We start from the raw sequence: 25,688 nt of genomic DNA on the forward strand, positions 1-25,688 counted from the left end.
CGAATGCACCACTAGCGACCGCGGCCTAGGCGCTGGTGCGATCAGATGCGCCACATTGGGGCGAAGGCTTGCAGTTCCCCTGTTATTTGCAAGTCAGGGAAACAGGGGTGGATTCAGCGACGGCGCATCAGGCCGATGAAGAACAGGCCACCGATAGCGGCAGTGGCGACGCCAATGGGCAAGTCCTCCGGTGCGATCAGGGTCCGGGCCGCCACATCCACCCACACCAGGAACAGGCTGCCCAGCAGAACACACGCAGGCAGCAGCCGACGGTGTTCGGCACCCACCAGGCGCCTGGCAATGTGCGGCACCATCAGCCCGACAAAACCGATCGAGCCGCTGATGGACACCAGCACGCCGGTCATCAGCGAGGCGATCAGGAAAATCCACAACCTCACCTTCGCCGCGTTCAGGCCCAGGGTCACGGCGGTCTGTTCGCCCGCCATCAGTGCATTCAGCGGCCGGGCCATGCCCAGCAGCAATCCCAGCCCCAGCAACACACTGGCCGCCGGCACCGCCAGCAATTCCCAGCGCGCCAGGCCCAGGCCGCCGAGCATCCAGAACATCACTGCGGAACTGGCGCGATGGTCACCCAGAAACAGCAAGAGGTTGGCCGCCGCCATCATCACGAATGACACCGCCACGCCGCACAGCAACAAGCGATCGCTTTCCAGACGGCCTTGGCGGCTGGCGATGGCCAGTACCAGCAACATGCTCAACAATGCGCCGATAAATGCGGCCAGCGGCAGGGTCAGCAGACCAATGATCTCACCGACATGCAGCACCACAATGACCGCACCCAGGGTCGCGCCGGACGTGACGCCCAGCAGGTGCGGGTCGGCCAGGGGGTTGCGCGTCACCGCTTGCAGGACCGCACCGATCAACGCCAGCCCCGCGCCCACCAAGGCACCGAGCAGCAGGCGCGGGACGCGGATCAGCCAAACGATATGTTCCTGGCCGGGCGACCAATACACGTCACCCACACCGAAAGCCTTGTTCAGCAGGATGTCCCAGACCACAGCCACCGGCACCCGCGCCGGACCGAACCCCAGGGACACCACGCACGACACCAGCATCAGTGCACCGAGGCACACCAGCAACGCGCCATAGCGACGATTGCTCATGGACGGTGAAAACCCTTTGCCAGGGTTTGCACCGCTAATACGTTATCGATACCCGGCGTGGCCTGAACGTAAGGGATCACGATGAAGCGCCGGTGCTTGATCGCATCCACCGATTGCAGGGCCGGGTTGTTCAGCAGGAATTGCTGCTTCTGCTCGGCGCTGACTTCGCCGTAATCGACAATCACGATCACTTCGGGGTTGCGCTCGACCACGTTCTCCCAGCTCACCCGGGTCCAACTGGTCTGCACGTCATCAAGAATGTTGCGCCCGCCGGCCGCATCGATCAGGGCCTGTGGCATGCCGAGACGGCCGGAGGTCATGGCGCGGTCTTCGCCACTGTCGTACAGGAACACTCGGGGCTGATCAGCAGGCAACTGCTTGCGCACTTGCGTCACCTGGGCCTGCATCGAGGCGATCAACTCATTGGCGCGATCCTGCACATCGAAAATCCTTCCCAGGTTGCGCAGGTCGTTATAGGTGTCTTCCAGGGTGGCCGGCGGGCGTTTCATCACGAACGCGCAGGATTCGGTCAACTCGTACACATTGATGCCCAGCGGTTGCAGGGTTTGCGGCGTCAGGTCGCCGCCCACCCGCATGCCGTAGTCCCAGCCGGCAAAGAAGAAATCCACGTTGGCATTGAGCAGGGTTTCCACCGACGGGTATTTGGCCGCCAGCTCCGGCAGGCCATCGAGGATTTTCTCCATGTCGGGCGTCACGGACTTCCAGCCGCTGATGCCGCTGTAGCCCACCATGCGCGACTTGAGCCCCAGGGCGAGCATCATCTGGGTCATGTTGATGTCATGGCTGACGGCGTGTTTCGGCGCTTGGTTGAAGGTGACTTCGCGATTGCAGCTTTGGATCGTCAATGGGTAGCGGGTGGCCTCGGCCAAAGCATGTGCACTGCCGAGCAGCAGCGGCAGAAGCAGCAGGGAACGCAAGATCATGGTTGGGTTATCCAGGTGATTCGGGGGTGGGCGGCCAAGGGGTGTTCGTCAATCAGCGCCTGCACACCAAAGACGTCGCGCAATAGCGTGACCGTCAGCACTTCCTTGGGCGTGCCGCTGGCGACGATGTGTCCGTGGTCGATGACGTAGAGCCGATCACAGAACGCAGCGGCCAGATTCAGGTCGTGGATGCTGGCGAGGGTGCCGATCCCCAGGCGTTTGATCAGTTGCAGCAGTTGGAGTTGATAACGCGGGTCGAGGTGATTGGTCGGCTCATCGAGGATCAGCACCTGCGGCTGCTGCGCCAGGGCGCGAGCCAGGATCACCCGTTGCTTTTCCCCGCCCGAGAGTGTGGCGAAAGCATGGTCGCCGAAACCTTGCAGCCCCACCGATTCCAGTGACTGGCTGACCAGGCTCAGGTCTCGCTGATTGTCGCCATCGAACAGGCCTTTGTGTGGCGTGCGCCCCATGGCGACCACTTCCTGGACCGTCAGACCGAAGGCGTCGGGAAACTCTTGCAACACCACAGCGATGCGTTGGGCGCACCAGCGCGAGGACTGTTTCCAGACGTTGTGATGGTCAAGTTTCACCTCGCCCGCCTCCGGCTGACTGAACCGATAGGCGCAGCGCAACAGACTGGTCTTGCCGCTGCCATTGGGCCCGATCAACCCGACAAACTCCCCGGCACCCACCTGCAACGTGGCGTCACGCAGCTGGAACTGATGATGGCAGTGGCCATGGCCCAGGGGTGTCCAGGCGAGGTGGGAGAGGGTTAGTGCGGTCATGCAGCTACTCAAATGGTTGGATCGAGACACAGCCCCCTGTGGGAGCGAGCCTGCTCGCGATAGCGCTGGATCAGCCTGCGCAGAGGTGGCTGACAGACCGCTATCGCGAGCAGGCTCGCTCCCACAGGAACACCGTGTTCACAATTCGCAAGGCGGGCGCGATTGTAGAGGTTTCGCGCCGTCTTTCGTTAACGCACTGTCTTCAACTTGAAGATGAAACCACCTCAGGCTGGCGATTGAAACGGGTGACGAGCCGATCCAGCAACCACATCACCAGCAGCGACGCGCCCACCAGCGGAAACACCACCGCCAGGGCCAGCATGATGAACACCCCGGTCTTCCAGGTCGGCAAGTCGTGACGCAGCGCCGGTACGCCGAACTTGCCCTGGGGCCGACGCTTCCACCAGATCACCACGCCGCTGACGGCGCTGAGCAGGATCATCAGGCAAATCAGCAGCACGATGATCTGGTTCAGCGGGCCGAACATTTTGCCTTCGTGCAGCATCACGCCGGTTTCGGTGGCGCGGGCGACGACGCCGTAATGTTCCCAACGGACATCCGCCAGGACCTTGCCGGTGTACTGGTCCACGTGCAGGGTCGCGTCGTTGCGCGGGTCGTCGGCGAATACAGCGATGGTGAATACGCCGGTGGCGGTGGTCGGCAGGGTGATGCTGTAGCCATGTTCCACTTTGCGTTCGGTGGCGATGTCCTGCACCGCTTGCAGGCTTATGGTCGGCGCGGCGGGACCTTCATGGGCGCCGCCGTGGGCCATGTGTTCGGCATGGTCGCCGGACATCGGCATCGGGGTATTTTCCACGGCCCAGGGTACGGTCTGGCGGTGCGCATTGTTGAGGCTGCCGGCGGCGACGTCGGACTTGGGCATGTCGTTCCACATGGCAGCCGGGAAGCGGTTCCAGAGGTCAGCATATTGCTTGCCCCAGAAGCCGGTCCAGGTCATGCCGCTGAGCAGCATCACCAGCAGAAACGCCGCGCCCCAGAAGCCGACGACCCCATGCAGGTCGCGCCAGAACAAACGACCGCGAGCGCTCCAGCGTGGCCACAACACTCCGGCCGACGACTGCCCGCGAGGCCACCACAGGTACAGGCCCGACACCACCAGGACCACGCCCCAGCCGGCGGCCATTTCCACCAGTCGGTCACCCACGGTGCCGATCATCAACTCACCGTGGATGGCCCGGGCGATGGCTTGCAGGTTGTCCTTGGCGTCCTGTTCACCGAGGACATCGCCATGGTACGGGTCAATGAACACGTTAAGCTCGCGGCCCTTGTCGATCACCACGAATTGCGCACTGCGCTCGGCATTGATCGGCGGCAGGTACTGTTTGACCTGGCCTTCGGGGTAGGCCTGGCGGACCTGTTTGAGCAGGTCGTCCGCCGCCATCGTGTGATGGCCGGCCGGCACGTTCAGCAGGCTGCCGTACATCAGAGGGTCGAGTTGCGGCTTGAACAGGTAAATGATGCCGGTCAGGGCCAGCATCACCATGAACGGCGCCACGAACAGCCCGGCATAAAAATGCCAGCGCCAGGCCAGGTTGTAGAAGTTGGGTTTCGGTTGGCTCATTTTAGAAGCGCTCCGCAGGGCAAATGTGATCGTTATGTTTTTTGCGGTTGCTGCGCAACCGATCGCGGGCAAGCCTTGCTCCCACAGTACTTGTCAGTGCAGTGGGACAAGTTGTGCCCCTCAGCAATGAACTACCTGTGGGAGCAAGGCTTGCCCGCGATGCTTTCAGAAACTCATATCCACCTTGGTCCAGAGCGTGCGCCCCGGTTCGTTGATGGCTTGCGGGTCACTCGCCGGGTAGCCGAACCCGGCGTTGCCGGCCAGGTTCAGATGTTCGGCGTAGGCTTTGCCGAACAGGTTGTCGACGCCGCTGCTGACCTTCCAGTGTTTATTGATGCGGTAGGCACCGTTGAGGGAGAACACCCCGAACCCGGAACTCTTGCCGTAGTCCTTGCCCACCACGTTGCCCTTGTTCTCGTCGACACGGTTTTGCGCGGCCACCACGCGCCACAGGGCACCGGCGCTCCAGCGATCTTCGCTGTAGGTCAGGCCCAGACGGGCGTCGAGCGGCGGCATCTGTGCCAGAGCGCTGCCATCGCTGCTGTTTTTGCCCCAGGCGTAGGCCAATGTCGCATCGGCTTTCCAGCGCTCGGTCAGCTTGTAGGCCGCGCCCAGCTCACCGCCCATGATCCGTGCATCAATGTTCTCGGCCCGGGAGGTGGTGCCCATCATGCCGGGCGTGTAGTCGAACAGGATGTAGTCGCGCACCTGCCCGACATAACCCGACGCCCAGGCTTCGAGGGTTTCGGTTTTGTACTGCAGGCCGAAGTCGAGTTGGGTGGTTTTCTCCGGTTTGATCGAGTCGAAAGCATTCAGCGAACCGGCGGGGCCGGCGTTGGCCGAAAACAGCTCCCAGTAATCCGGGAAACGTTGCGCGTGGCCCAGGCCCGCATAGAGGGTAGTAGGGCTGTCGGCCAGATCGTGTTCGTAGCGTACGAAACCACTGGGCAGCGTGTCGGCGCGGGTTTGGTCGGCAGTGGGATTGGGCCGGACGGACATGCCGGAGCCGATGCTTTGGCGGTAATCCTTGGCCGAGGCGCGGTCGAGGCGGGCGCCGCTGACCAGCCGGTCGCGGTCGGCGGCGTACCAGGTCAACTCACTGAACACGCCGTAGTTATGAAAGTCGGCGTCCTTGGTGCGCGGCCGTTCCTTGTAGGTGTCGATGCCCATGCTGCTGCGTTGGCGATGCTCGTTGGTCTGGGCGTCCAGGCCACTGATCAATTGCACATCGGCCCAGCGCCAGGTGGCCTTGATGCGTGCGCCGAGGGTGCGGCGGTCGACGTTGGACGCCATGGGGCCGGCCATCATCCCGGTGCCGGACGGCGTGCGCAGCGTGTAGTTGTCCATCACATGGTCGGCGTAGTTGTAGTAGACCTGCGCTTCGAGCGTATCCAACACATCGCCCATGTTCGAACGCTCGAAACGCAAGCCCAGGCTTTCACGCTTGAACTGCGAGCCATCCATGCCACGTCCGGCGTAGCGTGCTTCACCGTCGCCCTTGCCAGCGGTCAGTTCCAGCAGGGTATCGGCATCCGGCGTCCAGCCCAGCGTCACGTCGCCGTTCCACTTGTCGTAGCGCGACGGCACCGTGTCGTTGTTGCCGTCACGATAATCGTCTGAATGAGCGGTGTTGCCGATCACCCGCACGTAACCCAAAGACCCGCCGGCGGCCGCATCCACGACCTTGTCGAAGCGCCCGTTGGAACCGGCCAGTACGCTGGCGTTGACCCGGGTGCCCAGTTCGCCGAACTGCTCCGGCTCGCGTTCGAACAGCACGGTCCCGGCCGATGCACCAGGGCCCCAGAGCACGGTTTGCGGGCCCTTGATAACGGTGAGTTTGTCGTAGGTTTCCGGCGAAATATAGGACGTCGGCGCGTCCATCCGGCCCGGGCAAGCGCCCAGCAGCATGCTGCCATTGGTGAGAATGTTCAGCCGCGAGCCGAACATGCCCCGCAGTACCGGGTCGCCATTGGTGCCGCCGTTGCGCACCAGGGCGAAGCCGGGAATGGTCTTGAGATAATCGCCGCCGTCGCTGGCCGGCACCGGTTGGCGCGGATCCTTGGGGTTGGTGACCACGGTCAGGGGCGAGCTGGGAGCGACGGCGGTAATGACCGTCGGGCTCAGCTCTTCGATCTGAGCTTCGTGGTGAGCATGCTCGTCGGCCAGCGCACAGGGCGTGAGCAGCAGGCCGCACAGTGCGGTGGCGGTGTAGCGAAAACGAACCCGTGGCTCGTTCGGGGAGCAGCGAACCTGGGCTGCGCCCAATGCGATGCCGGCAGAAAACCTGGACATGATGATTCCATCGAACAGACGTAAACGACACGGTCGGGCAACCTGGGGCTGTCTTTTGCGACCGGGTGAGGTAAGTGTCGGGGTCTACGCGACGAGGGGCGGTGCGCGGGTGCGGGCACCGGGGAAGAATGACGTTCGGGCATGGCCCAGGCGTGGTGAGGGGCTGGTGTAGGTGTGGGGTGGCGGGGTATCGAAGACGGCGAAGCTATGCCCCCCCGTCAGCGCAGGGCAATTGAACAGCAGGCTGCAATAACCACACTTTTCCCACAGTACGTGATGCTCGCTCTGGGGCGGGCAATGTTCGGCTTTCGCTGCTTCATGCTCGGCGTGAACGCCCGCCGACATGTCCATTTCCATGTTCATGGTCATGGACGAAGACATGCGCTGATCCATCGGCATCGACTGAGAAATCAGCGGACCGATAAAGATCATCAGCATGGCGAACAGGCTGATCCAGCTGCCGCGTGTCAGGCTCATCAGCTGACGGCGGGGCATGACCGACCTGGCGCGGGGCGTTCGCATGGGCAAAGGTGATCAGTGGGCGTGCGTTTGGGTTTTGCTGCTGTCGGGGGCTTTTTTCTGCACCGCGACATCGACCGTGACATCCCCTGCTTTTTCGAAATGCAGGGTCAGAGGGAAGCGTTTGCCGTCGCTGAGCAGGCTGCGATCCTCCAGCCCCAGCAGCATCACGTGATAAGCCATCGGAGCGAAGGTGACAGTCGCACCGGGGGCGATATCAACGACGGGCACCGCTTGCATTTTCATCAGGTCGTTTTGCATCACGTGTTCGTGGAGCTCGGCTTTGTCGGCAATCGGCGAATCGACGCTGAGCAGTTTGTCGGCGGTTGTGCCCTTGTTGTGAATCACGAAATACGCGGCCACGGTCGGCGCATTGGGCGGCAACTCCTGGGACCATGGATGAGCGATTTCAAGCTCGCCCGCTTTGTACTGGTGAGCTTGGGCGAAGCCGACGGGAAGCAGCAGGGCGGCCAGCAGGATAAGTCTGTTCAGCATGGGTCATTCTCCGGAACGATTCAGGGCGCAGGGGCATGCGGGAAGAATCAGGCCAGAGGTGAGGCGCGGGGATTGAGGCTCGGCCATTGCTGGCGCGGTGTGGGGCTGTCGAGCAGTGGGTGGGCAGCGCCGCGATGGGCCGGCTGAGCATTCAGGTACAACTGCGGCTCGTGCCCGGTGAGCGCCACCAAGGGCGGCGACCCCGCACAGCACCAGCAATGCTGCATCGTCGAGTGATCGTCGTTCTGCGGCGTGCTCTGCTCGAACTTGCCCAGGGAAATCGCCACCAGTTTCGTTCCGCTGGAAGAGCAGAAACTGCCCCACAGCAATTGCTCGGCTGGCGACTGGGCCTGTGCCATCGCACCACCGCTGCCGGAAAGCGGCATGGCAAGCATGTTGAACAGCACTGCGAAGCAGGCGATCCAGGCAAATGCAAGCCGTTGTCGGGACATGGGGCAATCCGCTCGATGGTCGATCAGGTGGCGGTATTTAGCCTGATCGGGGTTGATAAGTAAAAAGAGCACGTGCGGTGTAGGGTCGCAGGGCTTGGGTTAACAGTAGCAACAGATCTTCAAGGGAGTGCTTTTATGGCAAGGGATTTTGATCATCTCCGGCTCTGCGTTCAAAAGCAGAGTAGGGGCTTCATCATGTGTTTATAGCTTCGTGTCAGGGCCATAGCATTCCTTTGAAAATCTAGGGGTGTGCGCACTCTTTGTGGCGAGGGGATTTATCCCCGTTGGGGCGCGAAGCGGCCCTGGGTGCAGGGGACTGTCAGACCAAATGCCGAAGCCCCTGCAGCACCTCACCCACCGTCCCAAACTCCCGATCCACCCCCGGCAACACCGGCCGCTTCAACACCAACACCGGCAGCCCCCGCTCCCGCGCTACTTCCAGCTTCGGCTCGGTGGCCGTGCTGCCGCTGTTCTTGCTGATCAGCACATCGATCCGCCGCCGTTCGAACAGTTCGCGCTCACCGTCAATATGAAACGGTCCACGGGCACCTATGACTTCGCAGCGCTCATTACCGGGGTAAACCTCCAGGGCCCGCAGGGTCCAGAATTGCTCGGGCGGGATTTCGTGCAGGTGTTGCAGCGGCTCGCGGCCAAGGGTGAAGAGGGGGCGGTGGAACGGCAGCAGGGCCTGGATCAGTTCGGCCCAGTCGGCCACTTCGCGCCAGTCATCCCCGGCCTGGGGTTGCCATGCCGGACGGCGCAGGGCCCAGCAGGGAATGCCGCAAGCGCGGGCTGCGTGGGCGGCGTTGTGGCTGATCTGTGCGGCGTAGGGGTGGGTCGCATCCAGCAACAGGTCGATGCTTTGGTCACGAATGAATTGCGTCAGCCCTTCGGCGCCGCCGTAGCCGCCGACGCGCACCTGACAGGTCAGGTCGGTGGGAACGCGGCCGATCCCCGCCAGGCTGTAGAGGTGTGTTGGGCCCAGGGTGCGGGCGATGGCCAGGGCTTCGGTGACACCCCCCAGCAGCAGGATGCGTTTCATTTGAAAGCTCCGGCGTGACCGACGACGCCGCCCTGGCGGTCGATGGCGAAGACTTCGACCTGGACCTGGGCTGGTACGATGCCGCGAGCGAAGGCCAAGGCGTGTTCGCAGACTGCGTCGCCGAGGGCGATGCCAGCGGCGCTGGCCATCGCCAGGGCTTGCTGGCTGGTGTTGGCCTGGCGAATGCCTTGCTGCAATGCCTCATCGGCACCGATGGCGGCTGCCCATTGCGCCAGTTGTGGCAGGTCGATACTTGAATGACGGCTGTGCAGGTCCATGTGACCGGCGGCCAATTTGCTGATTTTGCCAAAGCCGCCACAGAGGCTGAGCTTCTCCACGGGCACCTTTCGCACATGCTTGAGCACCGCCCCGACAAAATCGCCCATTTCGATCAGGGCGATTTCCGGCAGGTTGTAGACCCGGCGCATGGTGTCTTCGCTGGCGTTGCCGGTGCAGGCGGCGATGTGCAGGTAACCGTTGGTTTTCGCCACGTCGATGCCCTGGTGGATCGAGGCAATGTAGGCCGCGCAGGAGAATGGTCGGACGATGCCGCTGGTGCCGAGGATCGACAGGCCGCCGAGGATCCCCAGCCGGGGATTCATGGTTTTCAGCGCCAGCGCTTCGCCGCCCTCAACGTTGACCGTGACCTCGAAGCCGCCGGCATACCCGGCTTGCTCGGCCAGCCGTCCCAGGTGGTCGCCGATCATTTTACGTGGTACCGGATTGATCGCCGGCTCACCGACGTCCAATACCAATCCTGGCCGCGTCACGGTGCCCACGCCACGCCCGGCAATGAAGCGCACCCCAGGCTCGGCTGTCAGCCGCACTTGGGAAAATAGCAGCGCGCCGTGGGTCACGTCCGGGTCATCGCCGGCGTCCTTGATCGTCCCGGCTTCGGCGCCTTGCTCGGTCAGGCGGCAGAATTCCAGGCGCATCTGCACGTGCTTGCCTTTGGGCAGCACGATCTCCACGGCATCGGCCTGGATGCCGCAAAGCAGCAGCCGGGCGGCCGCCAGACTGGTGGCGGTGGCGCAACTGCCGGTGGTCAGGCCGCTGCGCAGGGGCGCGGGTTGTTCGGCGGTTTCGTCACGCATCGAAGGGTTTGACCAGGTCGAGCAAGGTGATTGGCAATGCCTGGCGCCAGGTGTCGAACTCGCCCAATGGCTGGGCCTGGGCGATGTGGATACGGGTCAGTTCGCCGCCATGAAGTTCGCGCCAGTTCATCAGCGTCATCTCGCTCTGCAGCGTCACGGCGTTGGCCACCAGCCGTCCGCCGGGCTTGAGTCGAGCCCAGCAAGCGTCGAGCACGCCCTCGCGGGTTACGCCGCCGCCGATGAATACCGCGTCCGGCGGCTCCAGTCCTTCCAGAGCCTGCGGTGCCCGCCCGCGGATCAGTTGCAGACCGGGCACGCCTAGGGTGTCGCGGTTTCGTTCGATCAACCCTTGGCGGCCTTCGTCGGCCTCGATGGCCAGGGCTCGGCAACTGGGGTGGGCGCGCATCCATTCGATACCGATGGAGCCGCTGCCCGCCCCCACATCCCAGAGCAATTCACCGGGCATCGGGGCCAGACGGGCGAGGGTAATGGCGCGCACGTCACGTTTGGTGAGCTGGCCGTCATGTTCAAACGCAGTGTCCGGCAAACCGGCCAGGCGCGACAGGCGTAACGCCGAGGGTTCGGCGCGGCATTCGACGGCGATCAGGTTCAGGTCCGCGACGGTGGGATCGGACCATTGTGCCGCAGAGCTTTCGATCCGCCGTTCGGCGGCGCCGCCCAGATGTTCGAGCACGGTCATGGGGCTGGGGCCGAAGCCGCGCTCGCGAAGTAGCGCCGCCACGGCGGCAGGACTGTGGCGGTCGTTGCTCAGCAGCAACAGCCGGACGCCTGTGGATAAGTGAGCGCTGAGTGCCGCCAGGGGCCGTGCCACCAGCGACAGGGTGACCACCTCCTGCAAGGGCCAACCCATGCGGGCCGCCGCCAGCGAACAGGACGATGGCGCTGGAATGACCCGCATCTGCTCGCCAGGCAGGTGTTTGGCGAGGCTGGCGCCTACGCCATAGAACATGGGATCGCCGCTGGCCAGCACGCACACGGGGTCTCCGCGCCGTGCCAGCAGCGGTTCGAGGGAAAATGGACTGGGCCACAGCTCCCGTTCACCGCGGATGCACAGCGGCAATAGCGCCAACTGGCGCTCACTGCCCAGAATACGCGAGGCCTGCAGCAAAGCGTGGCGAGCCGCTCGGCCCAGGCCCTTGAAGCCGTCTTCACCGATGCCCACTACGGTCAGCCAGGGGGTCATCTCTGTTCCTCGAATGGATAGGTTTGATCGGCGGGCTTGTTGCGCACGCGAACCGGGCCGCCATCATACCGTGCGCCTTCGGTTATGGCGTGGGCCGTTGGGAGCCTGCCGGCGTGCGGCACCGATTCAGACAGACCGCCATCGCGAGCAGGCTCGCTCCCACAGTTTTGATTGGGGGAGGCACAAGGTCTGTGTTTGCCACAGGTCCCCTGTGGGAGCGAGCTTGCTCGCGATGGCGCCGGCACATTCAACATCACCTTCTCAAGCAGGCAGCCGATTCATCGGTAGACGTATTTGAGGATATAGGCATACAGATCGTTGTAGACCGAGTCGGGTACGTGTTCAGCATGGGGCTTGGTCTTGAGCAGTGTCAGGTGGCACTCCTTTACCATTTCTTCGCGGTCGCCGATGAGGTGGAGGCGGTTGTTGGTGATGATCTCGAAGGCATTTGCATACACCACCTTCGGTCCCGCGATGAGCAAAGTCCCGTCCGGATCGAGGGTATAGGTGCTTTGGGTGCGCAGGATCCGTTCCTTCAAAGGGCCGAACCCGCGCTCGTACAAGTATATCTGCGAGCCGCTGACTGCTTTGGCCGTCGTCTCGATAGCCAGCAGGGTCGGCTGGGCGTTGCCCAGGCTGGCATTGAGCGCCGATAGCGTGACGAACCTTTCCAGCTCCTGTTTTTCCAGGCTTCTGAGGGCTCTTTTGATACTCGATAGATGAGCGAACTCTTTTTTGCAGGCGATGATGTGAGTTTCCAGCTGATAGCCCGCTGCCGCGGCCATCGCCGGGAAGGCCGCGAAATCGATGCTGTCGAACGCGCATTCCATGATGATGTTGTATTTTTTCCTGAACGCCTCTGCGAAGATTTTCGAGCAAACCTCTCGAACAAAGGCCTCTGTATGCTCATAAGTATGCAGCACACCGTGTTTGATCATTTCGGCGTAGTGAGGGTGTTTTTCCCGGTACTCGGGCAGGTACAGGCGCACATGATTGTCGTAGCGTTGGGAGGGCAGGAGGCTTTTTTCCAGCAGATAGGTTTTACCCGATCCCTGCGATCCGGCGACGATCAGCATTTTGGGGACGGACTCGACCGTAATGCCATTGAACAGCGTGTCGGTGATTCCGGTGAATGCGGTCGTGACCTGTTCCGGGGTGTAGGCGTAATTCGATGCGTGTGGCATATCCTGATGTCCTTATCAAAGATTCCCATGAAGTGAAGTGAGTGGCTGCCCTTTGAATAAAGCGGGGTTTTGCGGCTTGTTCAAATGAGCATGTGTTCCAAGATATGTGCCTGTTTTTAAGGTAAAAATCCCTACATGGAAGGCGCCGGAAACTTACGTCAGCGTGCCTGACACCGAACCCCTTTGGCGGGCTTGCTCGCGAAGGCGTTGGCACATTCAACATCACCCTTTCAGGTGGACCGCTATCGCGAACAGGCTCGCTCCCCCCGTTTTGTGGCCGTGATCGGCTCCCTGGCGCAGCGCGATGCCCGCAATCCGACCAGCAAGCTTTTCATGCCCCCCGGCAAAGCAGGCATAATGGCGGGCCTTCGCCGTTGCGGCGTGCCTTATCGACCGGTTTGCCCTTGAACGAACGTCCATCATCCAGCGTCATACGCCCCTCGGGTTGTCCGGGGTTGCTGCGTGTCGTCCAGGCGCTGGACGGAGGGATCTGCCGGATCAAGCTCGACGGTGGTTCCATCCAGGCGGATCAGGCCGACGCCGTGGCGTTGGCGGCCGAGCGGTTCGCCGGTGGCGTCATCGAGGCGACCAACCGCGCCAACCTGCAAATCCGTGGGATTGGGCCCCAGCACGATGCGTTGATCGAGCCCTTGCTGAACGCCGGACTTGGCCCCCGCAAACTAGCCGGCGATGACGTGCGCAACCTGATGCTCAGCCCCACGGCCGGGATCGACCGGCAGATGCTGCTCGATACCCGTCCGTTGGCCGCGCGGATTCTTTTCACCCTGCAAACCCATGAACGCTTCCATGAGCTGTCGGCCAAGTTCGCCGTGCAATTGGACGGCGGGGAAGGGTTGGCGATGCTTGAACATCACCATGACCTGTGGCTCTCGGCGCTGGTTCGCAACGGCGAACCGTGGCTGGCCTTCGGGCTGGCCGGCACCCCGCTGGATAAGCCGGACGGCGCTGTGCGCCTGGCCCAGGGACATGATTTGGTGGTGGCGGTGCTGGAGTTGTTTCTCGACCTGGCCCGTCCCGACCAGACGCGCATGCGTCACGTGCTGGCCGAAATCCCGAGGGGTGAGTTCCTCGTCCAGTTGGCCCGCCGCGTGGCGTTGCAGCCCCCTCCGGATTGGCGGCGGGGCGAGTCCATCGACGGATTGCACATCGGCATCCATTCCCAGCACGACGACCGGGTCTACGTTGGCGCGGCGGCGCCTCTGGGCCGGCTCGACGCCGTCATGCTGCGCGCAGCGGCGCAATTGGCGCGGGACAAGGGCGACGCCAGCCTGCGTTTCAGCCCCTGGCAGAGCCTGTTGCTGCCCAACGTGCGCCGCGAGGATGCGCCCGATGTGCTGGCGCGGCTCGAGGAGTTGGGGCTGTTGTGCTCGCTCGAGCAACCCCTGGCGCAACTCATCGCGTGTACCGGCTCCAGTGGCTGTGGCAAAGCCCTGGCCGACACCAAGGCCGATGCTCGTCAATTGGCCGAGCTGCTGCAACGCCAGGGCCGTGCCCTGAAGATCCATCTCTCGGGCTGTCCGCGTTCCTGCGCAGCGGCCCATGTCGCGCCCGCCACCTTGCTGGCGGTCGCCCCCGGTCGTTACGACCTGTATTTTCGCGATGCGACGCTGCCGGGTTTCGGCGCGTTGCAGGCGCACGATCTAACTATTGAAGCGCTCGGCCACTGGCTCGACGCTCGCCCCCGGAGCCCCCTTGATGCTTGATTACATCCGCGACGGTCAGGAGATCTATCGCAACTCCTTCGCGATCATTCGCGCCGAAGCCAACCTGGCGCGCATTCCGGCCGACTTGGAAAAACTCGCGGTGCGGGTGATTCACGCCTGCGGCATGGTCGAGGCCGTCGATGGCCTGCAGTTTTCCGAGGGCGCCGGCACGGCGGGACGCCAGGCGCTGGCCGCCGGTGCGCCGATCCTGTGCGATGCGCGGATGGTCAGCGAAGGCGTGACCCGGGCTCGCCTGCCAGCGAACAATCCGGTGATCTGTACCTTGCGCGACGAGAGCGTGCCGGCGTTGGCCCTTGAATTGGGCAACACCCGTTCGGCGGCCGCCCTGGAGCTTTGGCGTCCGCATCTGGAAGGCAGTGTCGTGGTGATCGGCAACGCGCCGACCGCCCTGTTCTACCTGTTGGAAATGCTCGATGCCGGCGCGCCGAAACCGGCACTGATCCTGGGCTTCCCGGTGGGCTTCGTCGGGGCCGCCGAGTCCAAGGCGATGCTGGCAGCCAACAGCCGTGGCGTGCCGTTCGTGATCATGCAAGGCCGGCTCGGCGGCAGCGCCATGGCCGCCGCCGCCGTCAACGCCCTCGCTACGGAGATTGAATGATGCAGCAGCCTGGACGTCTGATCGGCCTCGGCGTAGGCCCCGGTGACCCGGAACTGATTACGGTCAAGGCCCTGCGCCTGCTGCGCGAATCGCCGGTGGTGGCGTACTTCGTCGCCAAGGGCAAGAAGGGCAACGCTTTCGGCATCATCGAGGCGCATTTGCAGGAGGCGCAGACGTTGCTGCCGCTGGTCTATCCGGTGACCACCGAAGCGCTGCCGGCCCCGCTGTCCTATGAACAGGTCATCGCCGACTTCTACGACACCGCTGCCGAGCAGTTGGCCGTGCATCTGGATGCCGGTCGTGATGTGGCGGTGATCTGCGAGGGCGATCCGTTCTTCTACGGCTCTTACATGTACCTGCACGATCGCCTGGCCGAGCGCTATGACGCCGACGTGATTCCTGGCGTGTGCTCGATGCTCGGTGGCGCCTCGGTGCTGGGTGCGCCGCTGGTCTATCGCAATCAGAGCCTGTCGGTGCTCTCCGGCGTACTGCCCTTTGAGGAACTCAAGCGCCGCCTGGCCGACGCCGATGCGGCGGTGATCATGAAACTGGGGCGTAACTTCCCCAAGGTCCGGCAGGTGCTCCAGGAACTGGGCCTGGACGGTCGGGCGTTGTACGTCGAGCGGGCAACCATGGCCAACCAGAAGATCGTGCCGCTGGACGACGTCGAGCCCATGTCCTCGCCGTACTTCTCGCTGATCATCGTGCCCGGCGAACGGTGGCAGGGTTGATGACTTCCAAAGTGCCGGCCATTGTCATCCTCGGCCCGGGCAGTCTCGCCACCGCCCGACGGATCCAGCAGCGCTACCCTGACGCCCTGATTCACGGCCTGAGCGGACGGGTCGAGGGTGTGGATCGTCAATACACCGAGTTCGGCACAACGCTGCGCGAGCTCTACCAACAGGACACGCCGATCATCGCCCTGTGCGCGGCCGGCATCGTCATCCGCACGCTGGCGCCGCTGCTGTTGGAAAAAGGCGTCGAGCCGCCGGTGCTGGCGGTGGCCGAGGACGGCAGCGCGGTGGTGCCGCTGCTTGGCGGGCTGGGCGGGGTCAATGTCATGGCCCGTGATATCGCCACAGCGCTGCAAGTCACCCCGGCGATCACCACCAGCGGTGAATTGCGTTTTGGCACTTGCCTGCTCAATCCGCCGAGCGGTTACCGTCTTGACGATCTGGAGCAGGGCAAGCGCTTTGTATCCGATCTGCTGGCAGGTGAATCGGTGCGCATCGAAGGCGCCGCGCCGTGGCTGGCTCAGGCGCAGTTACCCGAGGATGAACGGGCACGGTTGGCGATCCGTATCGACAGTGCTGCGGGTACACCGGCGGCGGATGAGCTGCGTATTTATCCGCGCAATGTGCTGGTGGCGTTGAGTGCAGGGGCGTCGGCGGACATCGGCGCGATACTGGAGCAGGCCGGCCTCGCGCCGCAGTCGCTGGCGTGCCTGTTGGCGGCGGACAGCGACATGGCCCGTCCTGAGCTGCACGAAACGGCATCGGCCTTGGGTGTGCCGCTGCGTTTTGCCGCAATCAATGGCAACCTCGAAACAGGGTTGAGCGATGCCCTCGGCCAACCGGCATCGCTACAGGTCATGGGCAGCCATGCCATCGCCGTGACTGAGCAGCCCCTTGACCCCGAACAGATCGGCCGCCCGCGCGGGCGTCTTGCCGTGATCGGCCTTGGCCCCGGCGCTGCCGAGTTGATGGTGCCGGCCGTGCGCGCCGAACTCGACCGTGCCACCGATGTGCTGGGTTACGAAACCTACGTGCGCATGGCCGGTCCCTTCCGGTCCGATCAGGTGCAGCACTGCACCGACAACCGCGAAGAAATGCAGCGTGCCCGTCATGCCTTCGAACTGGCGGCCCAGGGCCGTTCCGTGGTGGTGGTGTCGTCCGGCGATCCAGGCGTGTTCGCCATGGCCGCCGCGGTGCTCGAAGCGCTGCACGAGTCGACGGATGCCCATTGGCATAGCGTCGACCTGCAAATCCTTCCGGGCGTCTCGGCTTCCCTCGCCACCGCCGCCCAAGCCGGTGCGCCGCTGGGTCATGATTTTTGCGTGATGTCTCTGTCGGACAATCTCAAACCGTGGTCGATCATCGAGAAACGCCTGGATCTGGCGGCTGAAGCAGACCTGGCCCTGGCGTTCTACAACCCGATTTCCCGTTCCCGACCGTGGCAGCTGGGGCGAGCGCTGGAGATCGTTGCGCAACATCGCACGCCGCACACGCCGGTGGTGTTGGGGCGTGATATCGGTCGTCCGGGCCAGACCCTGCGGGTCACGACTTTGGGACAGTTGACCCCGGACCAGGTGGACATGCGCACCATGGTGCTGATCGGTTCCTCCACCACGTGTGTATTCCCGCGCGCCGAAGGGGGCGACTGGGTGTACACGCCGCGTTGGTATGGCAGCAAACCGCTCTGATAAAACCCGGCGGCCCGCCTGGGCCGCCTCTATCTGACTTCGTCATGTTCGAGACTTCGTGGGTACAAGACGACCCGCTGTTTGACGCTGTAGACGTCGCGAATACCTGTTTGTTTGAATAATGAAATAAATATTCGATGCGCGAGCGCTAAGTCATTGTGTTCGGAAACTTATTGAATTCCTTGTGAGTTGAACAGCGTTCGAAGTGTGGGCTATGTTTGCTTCCGCTTTGAAATTGATTGGGACTGTAAAGTGCTGTTTGCGGCCTGAGTGAACGCTGTTGTTGGGGCGCACTGCGGATGGCTGCTACTTATCTATTGCAGGAGAGAGCGCGCAAATTCTCCTGACAAGATTATTTCTTTGGATGACTTGATGCAGAGGCTGCCCGAGTGCTTGGAAGCGCTTGTCGGCGGTCATCGTGCAAGGCTGTCCTGTATTTATATACGATAAATGGAAGTATTGTTTATGAGTGAACCTGAGCGCTCATCGGCGGATGACTACGTCGATTTTGTGAGTTTGTTGAAACTAAAGGATCTTGAACGGGCATTAATACCGTACAAGGGTTCCGAACAATATGATTCGGTACTTCGGTATTACTTTGGTTGTATCGCCTTGTTGGATTCTGCGCGCATGTTGGAACCGTTGGGGCTGCTCAAGCAGGCGGTGGGAACCTTGCAGGGAAACAGCCGGCGCCGTCGTGCGCCGGAGCCGCTGAGCACCGATGGCGCCGGGCCTGCGAACCTGGCGCAGATACAAAACAAAATCGAGGGTTTCGAAGCGCGCCTGCACAACAGCTTCGAGCAGTTGAAACTACCCGCTACCGAAGTGCCGAAAAACCTGCATTTTGTCTGGCTTGGGGGCGGCGTCGGGGCGATTCAGCGTGATTACATCAATATCTGGAAAAAGGTGATGGGCCCGCAGGGCTATCGCCTCAGTCTCTGGTATGACAGCGACGCGCTGCTGGCCTATGAGACCAACCGGATCATTGTCGAAGCCGCGAAGGCCGATGCCATGCTCAATGGCGGGCAGGCCAGTGTCGATCCGTTGGAGTTGGGCGACCGTTATGAAGAACGCGCCATCGTCCTGAAGCAGCAGATGTATGCGCATATCACCAAGGTTGTGAAGAACGGCGGCAGTGCCGATGAGGCTCGAATCGATCTGCTGGTTCGCGCCTACGGCCAGGATAAGGCGCGGCTCAATACCCTGATGAACGATAACCGCCTCAGCCTCACGGCCTTGGCTGAGGGTTGCCTGAGCCTGCGCGACGTTGCCGCCGGTCAAGCACCCCTTCACTTGCGGGATATCTACGAACGCGAGATCAGTCTGCGTGGCATGTTTGCCGGGGGCTCCGACATTGTGCGTGTCGAAGCCCTGTTCGCCGAAGGGGGCAGCTATGTCGATATCGATCACCTGCCGCCCTTGCTGGAGAAACTGGGGGAGGTGGACATTCGTGAGTTCAAGACCGACGCGCGCCTGGGGGTGTTGCAGTTGTTGCTTGATCGAAACCCGGATTGGATGCCCGGCCGTCAGGCATTGCGCAGCCAGTACACGGATTATCTCCACGCGATCCCGTCGCGGCATCGCGATGCGCTGGAGCGGTTCGCTAAAAGCCAGCCCGAGTTGAACCGCGTTTTTCGCCCGCCGGTGGAGCGTCTGGCGCGTCCGTACGAGCTGCGCGCCGTTGCCGCGCGAAACTCGTTGAGCAACGCTTTTTTGATGGGCCACCCTGGGGCGGCGATGCTCAAAACCGTGCTCGAGCGTTTCAGGCTCAACTATGAAATCGTCGATGCCACCGCGCGCCTGGCCGATGAGCAAAACGTTGCCCTTACCGATGCCCAGAGCATGATCGGCCTTGCGCGTCAGGCCGCAACGCAGGTTTTCGGTGCGTTTCACGAACTGTCGCCGGAAGCGGAAATGGCCGCGGCGTTTCTGGTGGAGGCGGCCGCCACTTACTACAGCGACGGTATCCGCCCCCAGAGCGAAGTGACGATCTACCTGACCGGCCCAGCCGCCATGCGCGAGGGGATGGCCGATTACCACCGGGCGCATTTCACCCCGCGAACCGCCGAGCAGTGGCGCGCGGAGGCGGCCATCGCCGCCGTCGGCAGCGTCAATGGGGCCACCGAGGAGGAGCTGGATCACTCCTGGAAGGAAAACGAAAGTGACACCGGGCAATGGCTCGTTAACGAGAAAAAACGCTGGCAAGAGGGCCGGTTCAAGGCTCGTTATGCCGGCGATATGGCCGAGCTGCTCAAATACCGTACGCTCCAGTTCGATGAAGGCTGGCCGGTGATCGAGGGGCGACATGTGTTGTCCACCGAGCTTTTGCAGCATCTTGCCGATGAGCTGGGTAAGCCGTTCATGCAGATGATGAGTCTGGGCCATGACGGGACGGTGATTTTCGACAAGGCGATACCGCTGGGTTTTGATGAACGTCAGTCGATCCTCGCCCAAAGCGCCAGTGCGTTGCCGCCAGCATCGTTGAGCGATCAGCAAACGCGCCGGTTGTCCGTCGTTGAGCTTCTGGAGCGCCTCGCCAAAGGTGATTTTGAAGTCGCTCAATTGAGTCCCCTGCAACGTCTGCTGCTGGGGGGCTTGACCGGTGCGACGGCCTTGGATAATCGCAGCTTCGATGCGGTACGCCCGCAGTTGGATAACCTGGCCAACAACGTCGCGAACCAGGGAAGCGCCGGCGGCTATGCAACGATCGAGCATGCGTTGTACCAACGTAAGGCGCCGGCTTTTCTGGCCGGGCTTGCCAGTGCGGCCGAGTATCCGCCAGGGCATGAGGAAACCGCCCTGGCCCTGAAGAAAAACGCCCTGGAGCAGCCTTTGACATTGCGCCAATGGGGCCAGCACGTCGCCCGGATCCGCCAGGTGGCGAAGCTTGAATACCGTGTCCGGGTCGTTGAACGCCTCGGTACTGTCCTGGACGATTTCGATGCCGACACAATCAAGCTTGTACCTCAGGATCTGCTGCTCCAGGGCGATGGCGACAGGGTGGGCGGACGTTGTTATCCCTTGGCCCTGGCAATGGCAGCTGCCTTGTCGCAGGACAAGGTTGCGGTCAACACCTTGCGTGAGCGGTTCTACCTGGGGGTTATCGAGCCTCAGGCCAGTGATTCGCAGACGTTCCTCAACTGCGTGGAGTCGTTGCGCGACGTGCAGATCGGCGACGTCGGCCGTGGGTTGGCGCGCTCGGATCTGAATGCGGTGGTGGACATTCTGCAAGCCAGGACAACGACCAGCACGCTGATGCTCAACTCCGACAATCACGCCATGCTGGTGGCCAAGACCCTAGAGGGGGAGCGCAGTACGTATCACTTCTACGATCCGAACTTTGGCGTATTCGAGTTCCAGCAGGCGACACGCTTCAGGCAAGCCTTGGAGCAGTTCTTCCTTCAGCACGAGATGGCCAGTTATTACGCCGCGTATGGCGATGCGGCGCGCCCGACCTTCGATCTCATCGACCTGGACGGTGCCAAGGTGGCGAGCCTGGCATTGTCTGGTGCAATTGAAGTTTCCAAACTGCTGCAACCCGGCGCGCTGCCCGGGCAGGCGCTGCGCCCGGTCAGGCAGCGCCTGGCCAATGCCCGGGGGCAGTCGCTGCAGAGTAATCCTCGACTGGGCAACTGTCTGCTGGCGCTGGATGGCCAGTGGTGGGGGCAACAGATCGCGCAGGCAACGGCCCATCTTCAGCAGGCGGGTCAATTGGCATCAGGCCTTGTGCCGTTGTTCGAAACCCTGGAGGTCATGTCGAACGGATCGTACCGCATAAGCCTGATCGATCCTGAGAGTCCCGAGCACCTGGTACGGGTCGTCACTGACGACCATCGACTCTTGCGTATAAAAAGCTACCTCTCGGAACGTTTTTCAGCCTTGGCCAATAAACCGTCCGTGCCCAGCGATCCCACCGAAGTGGGCAGCGTCCATACCCTGAACGCCGGTTTCGCCATACAGGCATTGATGAATGCATTGAGACGGCAGGAAGGGCCTGATCGCTCCCTGACGCTGGCGGTGCGCTTGCATGGCTATGTCAATTACGCGCAATTGGTTCACGGCAACGTGGTGGATATCGCGGGCCTGGTGGGGCTGGTGCGTCAGGCACTGGCTGAAGAAAAACTGATTGCCCGTACCGTCGCGCCAGTGGTGAAGGCGGCGGTGGGAAGCAGCGTGAGCGAAGCGACAGGGGGGCTGCTGCAACTGGCGAATGTCGGCTTCGACATCTATCAGTTGTCGACTGCCCGAAACGAAGTGGAACGCGCGCAGTTCGGCACCCAACTGGCGTTCGACTCGGCCGGTCTGGCGTTGTCGGTAGGCGCTTACGCCGCCGGTGCCACCACCGCCGGAGCGTTTCTGGGCGGCGCCGCGGTGATGCTGGGCGGGCTGGCGGTGGGGGTGGCCGCGCTGGCCCAGGGTTTCGCCACCATTGCTGAAGAAGCCAAGCAAGTCGGGCTTTTCTTCGATGAGGCTACAAAAGCTCATCTTCAGCCTTATCACTTTGATGCCCCCAGTGGGGCATGGCTGCCGCGTTCTTCGTTGATCGTTCAGACGCTGGACCTGACCCGCTCCGAGCTCGTGCTGGACAGCCCCAGGCTGTATCCGCTACGTGATCATTTCGGCGTGCCGACCTTTGATGACGATTACCGCCGGGCAATCGATATCCGTCGAGAGTTGAATCTGCCAGGTCGGGTCAAGTTCACGCCGCCGGCAGACCAGGTCGTCGTCCTGCCTTGCACACCGCAAACCTGTTATCGCTACGAGTACAAGGCGCTGCCCTTCGCGAGCCTGCGCCATGACACCGGTTTCGACACGGCCCGGCGTCTGGAAAAAAGGAAAGCGGATGGTGGCTGGCTGTTCCTGTTTTCGTTCTATTCGTTTCCCAGCGACCACATCCTCTACCGCATGGTGCCTGACTATCGGCCAACAGTGATCGATGTGTGGCTCGATTCCGTCGATCGCTCGCTGGTGGTGCCCGTTCTCCCTGCCTTCTGGCACGCAAAGGTAGCCTATCGGATTCGGGGTGCCGGAAAACGCTGCGCGTTGGGACTCAATCCCGGCGTGGGCCTGATCCTTGAGTCGGGGCCTGCGCAGAAGTCCAGTTGGGTATTGGACGCCCCTTGGGTCGGCGAGAGCGACATCCGTTTCGAGGGTTCAGGGAAACTGTTTATCGGTGAGCTCCAAGTGACGCTAACGGGAACGGGGAGCCATGAAATTGTGCTCAAGATCTCCGACAATCAAGTGTTTCAGGTTGAGCTGCAGGCATGCAAACTCACCCTCGTCGAGCAGGATGTGCCTCCGGGCATGAGTCGACAGGCGTTGCAGGGACACCTCAAGACTCTGGCTCAAAAGCACCGCCTGGTGATGCCGTATACGGCGGTGCACCATTATTTGATTCCGTTCGAGGCACCGGACGAGCCCCGCTATGTTACGGCCTGGTACGACGCGAAGGAGGACCGCTTCCTGTACATCCGTGACGATATGCCGGGTGTCGATGCCGCTGTGTTGGGAGCGGTGGCGGGTGCTTCCTGTTACTTCTACGACCCGCAGAACCTGATCATCTGGCAAGTCGACGCGGTGACCGGGCTGTTGAGCCATCGTTATTGGCTGTGGGGCGCAAGCAATGTCGCAAGCACCATCAAGCGCGTCGAGGTGGATGCTCAGGGGGTGATTCATGTCGTTCAGCAAATCACCCGCAAGGATCAGGCCCGCGATGTTCTGGTTTATGTGATACATGAGGGGCAACTGCTGCTCAGTTCGATCACTCGGGACCTGGACCTGGCATTGGAGTCGGTCCTGAGTGCCAGCGAAACACTGGCCGACTGGTCGCTGATCCTTGGTAACGGCTACCCCTTTACCCCGTCCGCCAGCGAAAAGGACAGCTTCATCACCGTCAACTGGCGGCCTGCCCCCTTTGTTTCGGTTTGCTGGAAGCCCGAGGCGCAGTGGCGGGACATGGCCTGGGTTCGCCGCAGCGATCACTTGATCATCCGTCCCTCACCCCGCCGCAACCATCACCGTGGCTGGGCCGACTCGATCAAGCACATGACTGACCTGACGTTGCTGACACCGGCGGGCGACAGCGATGTGTTTGTCATCTATGACCGGCTCAGACAGGAACTGTGTCGCAAGCAACGTACCGAGGTGGCGGGAAAGGGACACTGGTCCGAAACATGGATGCGCCCGCAGAAGCTGGAAAACGTCATGGCGGTTGACGGCGGCTACGTCGCCCTGACGTCAGAGGGCCTGTTCTTCAACCTGACGAGCCAGGGCAGACTGGCCTTGGGCGGTTTGAGTGAAGTGTGGCTCAAGGATCGGGCGCACTGGTGGTCCGCATTGGAGCCCTTGGCCCGGCAATACGCAACCGACAGCTTTGCCCTGATCGGCTTGACCCACTTGAACGGTGACGCGAGGTTGTGTGCCTGGTACGTCGGCAACCGATTGTTGCTGGCTGAATGGGGGCATGCAAAGCAAGTGCGCCTGCTCGGCGTTACCCCGGATAGCGAAGCGGCCTGGCTGTTCGATGTATCGAGTGGCGAAGTCTATCGCCAGGCATTCATCGATCCGCAGAAACTGGAGTCCGCTTTTGGCCAGGGTTCGCAGTTGCTGCAGGCTGATGCATTACCCGCCGCGGAGCGTGCATGGGCGCCCTGGCAGTTTGTCGAACTGACGGTCGAAGGAGTGGGGCTGCGTGGCGTGACATTCGAGGGCGTGGTGGTTGTGCTGCGAGACCGGGAGCCGGCGTTGATTACCGGCGTCACTCACGAATGGGTCGTCGCACAAGGTGGCCGGAAGCTCGAGGGCCTCAAACAGCTGGCGGCCCAGCCATTTCGCAGCGCACTGCTGTCAGTGGAGGAGCCCGGTAACCTGCAATGGTTCGTCGCCGAGACCGAGCGTGTGATTCGGGTTCCCAAGACGGTCATTCCAGAGTCCTTTGAACTATTGGGCACCCAGCAGCGGAGCAACGTGCTGCTTCATGAAAGCAGGAACGGAAAGCTGCTGACCTTGCCGGGTATGGAGCATCTTGGGCCACTCAGTTACATCCGGCGTGATGCCGAGGTTCTGGCTATTGAGGGCCAGATGAAGGTTGATGATCTTCTTGCGCTGATGCCGGACGATGTTACGACTCTGGTCCTGCGCATGGGACAAGGCGCGGTGAGTTACAGGTTGTCGAAAGCGGCCTGGTTGAGAGTCAAGTCGGTCATTCTCGATTGCCGGCACTCGCTGGGCAGCGCGCAGACAATCCCCGGTAAGTTGATCTGGGAGCACGATGAGCCTGACCAGTTGTTGCTGAGCCCCATCCATGAACATCTGGTGATCATCGACCCGAACAGTGGGCACAGTGTGATTTTTCGTGAAGTGTATGCGGCGGATGTCAACTTGCGCGGAGAAGTCGTGCTCAGCTTTGGAGGAAACCGGCATTACACCGTCTCGACACTGATTGAGCAGTTGGGTGCTTTGCAGAATGCCAGCAACGGTGTCGCGCTCAAAGAGTTGTCACACGTATCGTATGAGGAGGAAAGCAATCTGGTGAGTTGACCACGGTCCGATATTCTCGCTGGGGTCTTACGTCGCAAGCAGACCGCTGCTGTGTCAGGGCACCAGATAGCCTCTGACCCCGGTAAAGATGATCTGCGCGGCCAACGCGCAGACAAACAACCCCATCAGGCGGCTGACAATCTGTAAGCCCTGGTCACCGAGAATCCGCTCGATGCGGCTGGACAGGTAAAGCACCACGCCGACGGTAAAGCTGGCCAGGGCGATGCTGATGATGGCCATGAGTTTGTCGTCCCAGTGCGGCTGGCTCACGCCCATCACCAGCAGGGCGCCAATGGTGCCGGGGCCGACCGTCAACGGAATGGTCAGCGGGACAATGGTCACGTCCTGCTGAACATTATCTGTCTGTACGGCTGATTTGCCTTGGGCCATGCCCAGCGCCGAAATGAACAGCACGCTGCCGGCGCCGATTCGGAACGCATCCACGGTGATGCCGAACACGCTGAAAATCACCCGTCCGAACAAATACAGCAATACGCTGGACACCAGCGTCGCGATCGCGACTTTCCAGGCCAGGCGCCGTTGTTCCTTGCGCGAGTAGCCGCGAGTCAGGCCGATAAAACACGACAGCACGAAGAAGGGGCTGTAGAGCACCAGCATCTTCAGATAAACGCTGAACAACACATGAAGCATGGTCGAGGCTCAAGGC

General features: G+C 62.1%; 18 protein-coding genes. 5 read left to right on the forward strand and 13 right to left on the reverse strand.

The window, feature by feature from the left end; translation table 11 throughout:
- Nucleotides 1-113: 113 nt before the first annotated feature.
- From AC3I65_RS02485 to AC3I65_RS02540, 12 genes are all read right to left on the reverse strand, one after another.
- Nucleotides 114-1,124, reverse strand: a complete 1,011-nt coding sequence (locus AC3I65_RS02485; RefSeq protein ID WP_092395852.1) for a FecCD family ABC transporter permease — start codon at nt 1,122-1,124, stop codon at nt 114-116.
- Entirely contained in the window at nt 1,121-2,068 is a 948-nt protein-coding gene (locus AC3I65_RS02490; RefSeq protein WP_281459587.1) for an ABC transporter substrate-binding protein, read from the reverse strand. Before AC3I65_RS02490 ends, AC3I65_RS02485 begins: the two co-directional genes overlap by 4 nt.
- On the reverse strand, nt 2,065-2,853 hold the full coding sequence (locus tag AC3I65_RS02495; protein WP_173407438.1) for an ABC transporter ATP-binding protein: 789 nt from the start codon (nt 2,851-2,853) through the stop codon (nt 2,065-2,067). The genes AC3I65_RS02490 and AC3I65_RS02495 overlap by 4 nt, the downstream gene beginning before the upstream one ends.
- Nucleotides 2,854-3,055: 202 nt before the next feature.
- Complete coding sequence (locus AC3I65_RS02500; RefSeq protein WP_305467246.1) at nt 3,056-4,435, reverse strand: PepSY-associated TM helix domain-containing protein; 1,380 nt, start codon at nt 4,433-4,435, stop codon at nt 3,056-3,058.
- A gap of 165 nt (nt 4,436-4,600) precedes the next feature.
- Complete coding sequence (locus AC3I65_RS02505) at nt 4,601-6,727, reverse strand: TonB-dependent copper receptor (RefSeq protein ID WP_487777406.1); 2,127 nt, start codon at nt 6,725-6,727, stop codon at nt 4,601-4,603.
- 84 nt (nt 6,728-6,811) lie between these two features.
- Nucleotides 6,812-7,249: a DUF2946 domain-containing protein gene (locus tag AC3I65_RS02510; protein WP_370695172.1), complete on the reverse strand. Its 438-nt coding sequence runs from the start codon at nt 7,247-7,249 to the stop codon at nt 6,812-6,814.
- 12 nt (nt 7,250-7,261) lie between these two features.
- Nucleotides 7,262-7,741, reverse strand: coding sequence for a copper chaperone PCu(A)C (locus AC3I65_RS02515; protein WP_047227371.1), 480 nt, complete (start codon nt 7,739-7,741; stop codon nt 7,262-7,264).
- A gap of 47 nt (nt 7,742-7,788) precedes the next feature.
- On the reverse strand, nt 7,789-8,193 hold the full coding sequence (locus AC3I65_RS02520) for a DUF2946 domain-containing protein (protein WP_076382856.1): 405 nt from the start codon (nt 8,191-8,193) through the stop codon (nt 7,789-7,791).
- A 319-nt stretch (nt 8,194-8,512) separates the two neighbouring features.
- Entirely contained in the window at nt 8,513-9,235 is a 723-nt protein-coding gene (locus AC3I65_RS02525; protein ID WP_047227373.1) for a cobalt-precorrin-6A reductase, read from the reverse strand.
- Complete coding sequence (locus AC3I65_RS02530; protein ID WP_305467248.1) at nt 9,232-10,329, reverse strand: cobalt-precorrin-5B (C(1))-methyltransferase; 1,098 nt, start codon at nt 10,327-10,329, stop codon at nt 9,232-9,234. Before AC3I65_RS02530 ends, AC3I65_RS02525 begins: the two co-directional genes overlap by 4 nt.
- Nucleotides 10,322-11,533 carry a precorrin-6y C5,15-methyltransferase (decarboxylating) subunit CbiE gene (cbiE, locus tag AC3I65_RS02535; RefSeq protein WP_305467250.1) on the reverse strand — a complete coding sequence of 404 codons (1,212 nt, stop codon included), beginning with the start codon at nt 11,531-11,533 and terminating at the stop codon, nt 10,322-10,324. Before cbiE ends, AC3I65_RS02530 begins: the two co-directional genes overlap by 8 nt.
- A 278-nt stretch (nt 11,534-11,811) precedes the next feature.
- Complete coding sequence (locus tag AC3I65_RS02540; protein WP_305467251.1) at nt 11,812-12,717, reverse strand: zeta toxin family protein; 906 nt, start codon at nt 12,715-12,717, stop codon at nt 11,812-11,814.
- Nucleotides 12,718-13,121: 404 nt separating this feature from the next.
- On the opposite strand from AC3I65_RS02540, the gene cobG reads away from it, so the two are divergent.
- From cobG to AC3I65_RS02565, 5 genes are all read left to right on the forward strand, one after another.
- Nucleotides 13,122-14,441: a precorrin-3B synthase gene (gene cobG, locus AC3I65_RS02545; RefSeq protein ID WP_231990601.1), complete on the forward strand. Its 1,320-nt coding sequence runs from the start codon at nt 13,122-13,124 to the stop codon at nt 14,439-14,441.
- Nucleotides 14,434-15,060 carry a precorrin-8X methylmutase gene (locus AC3I65_RS02550; protein ID WP_047227378.1) on the forward strand — a complete coding sequence of 209 codons (627 nt, stop codon included), beginning with the start codon at nt 14,434-14,436 and terminating at the stop codon, nt 15,058-15,060. Before cobG ends, AC3I65_RS02550 begins: the two co-directional genes overlap by 8 nt.
- On the forward strand, nt 15,057-15,791 hold the full coding sequence (locus AC3I65_RS02555) for a precorrin-2 C(20)-methyltransferase (RefSeq protein WP_281459582.1): 735 nt from the start codon (nt 15,057-15,059) through the stop codon (nt 15,789-15,791). The genes AC3I65_RS02550 and AC3I65_RS02555 overlap by 4 nt, the downstream gene beginning before the upstream one ends.
- Entirely contained in the window at nt 15,791-17,482 is a 1,692-nt protein-coding gene (gene cobJ, locus AC3I65_RS02560) for a precorrin-3B C(17)-methyltransferase (RefSeq protein WP_281459581.1), read from the forward strand. Before AC3I65_RS02555 ends, cobJ begins: the two co-directional genes overlap by 1 nt.
- A 465-nt stretch (nt 17,483-17,947) precedes the next feature.
- Nucleotides 17,948-25,021: a TcdA/TcdB pore-forming domain-containing protein gene (locus AC3I65_RS02565; RefSeq protein WP_488523436.1), complete on the forward strand. Its 7,074-nt coding sequence runs from the start codon at nt 17,948-17,950 to the stop codon at nt 25,019-25,021.
- A 54-nt stretch (nt 25,022-25,075) separates the two neighbouring features.
- On the opposite strand, the gene AC3I65_RS02570 is transcribed toward AC3I65_RS02565, so the two are convergent.
- Nucleotides 25,076-25,672 (reverse strand): MarC family protein, encoded by a 597-nt coding sequence (locus tag AC3I65_RS02570; protein WP_047227382.1) that lies wholly within the window; start codon nt 25,670-25,672, stop codon nt 25,076-25,078.
- Nucleotides 25,673-25,688: the final 16 nt, after the last annotated feature.

This window comes from Pseudomonas sp. N-1-13, assembly GCF_057787095.1.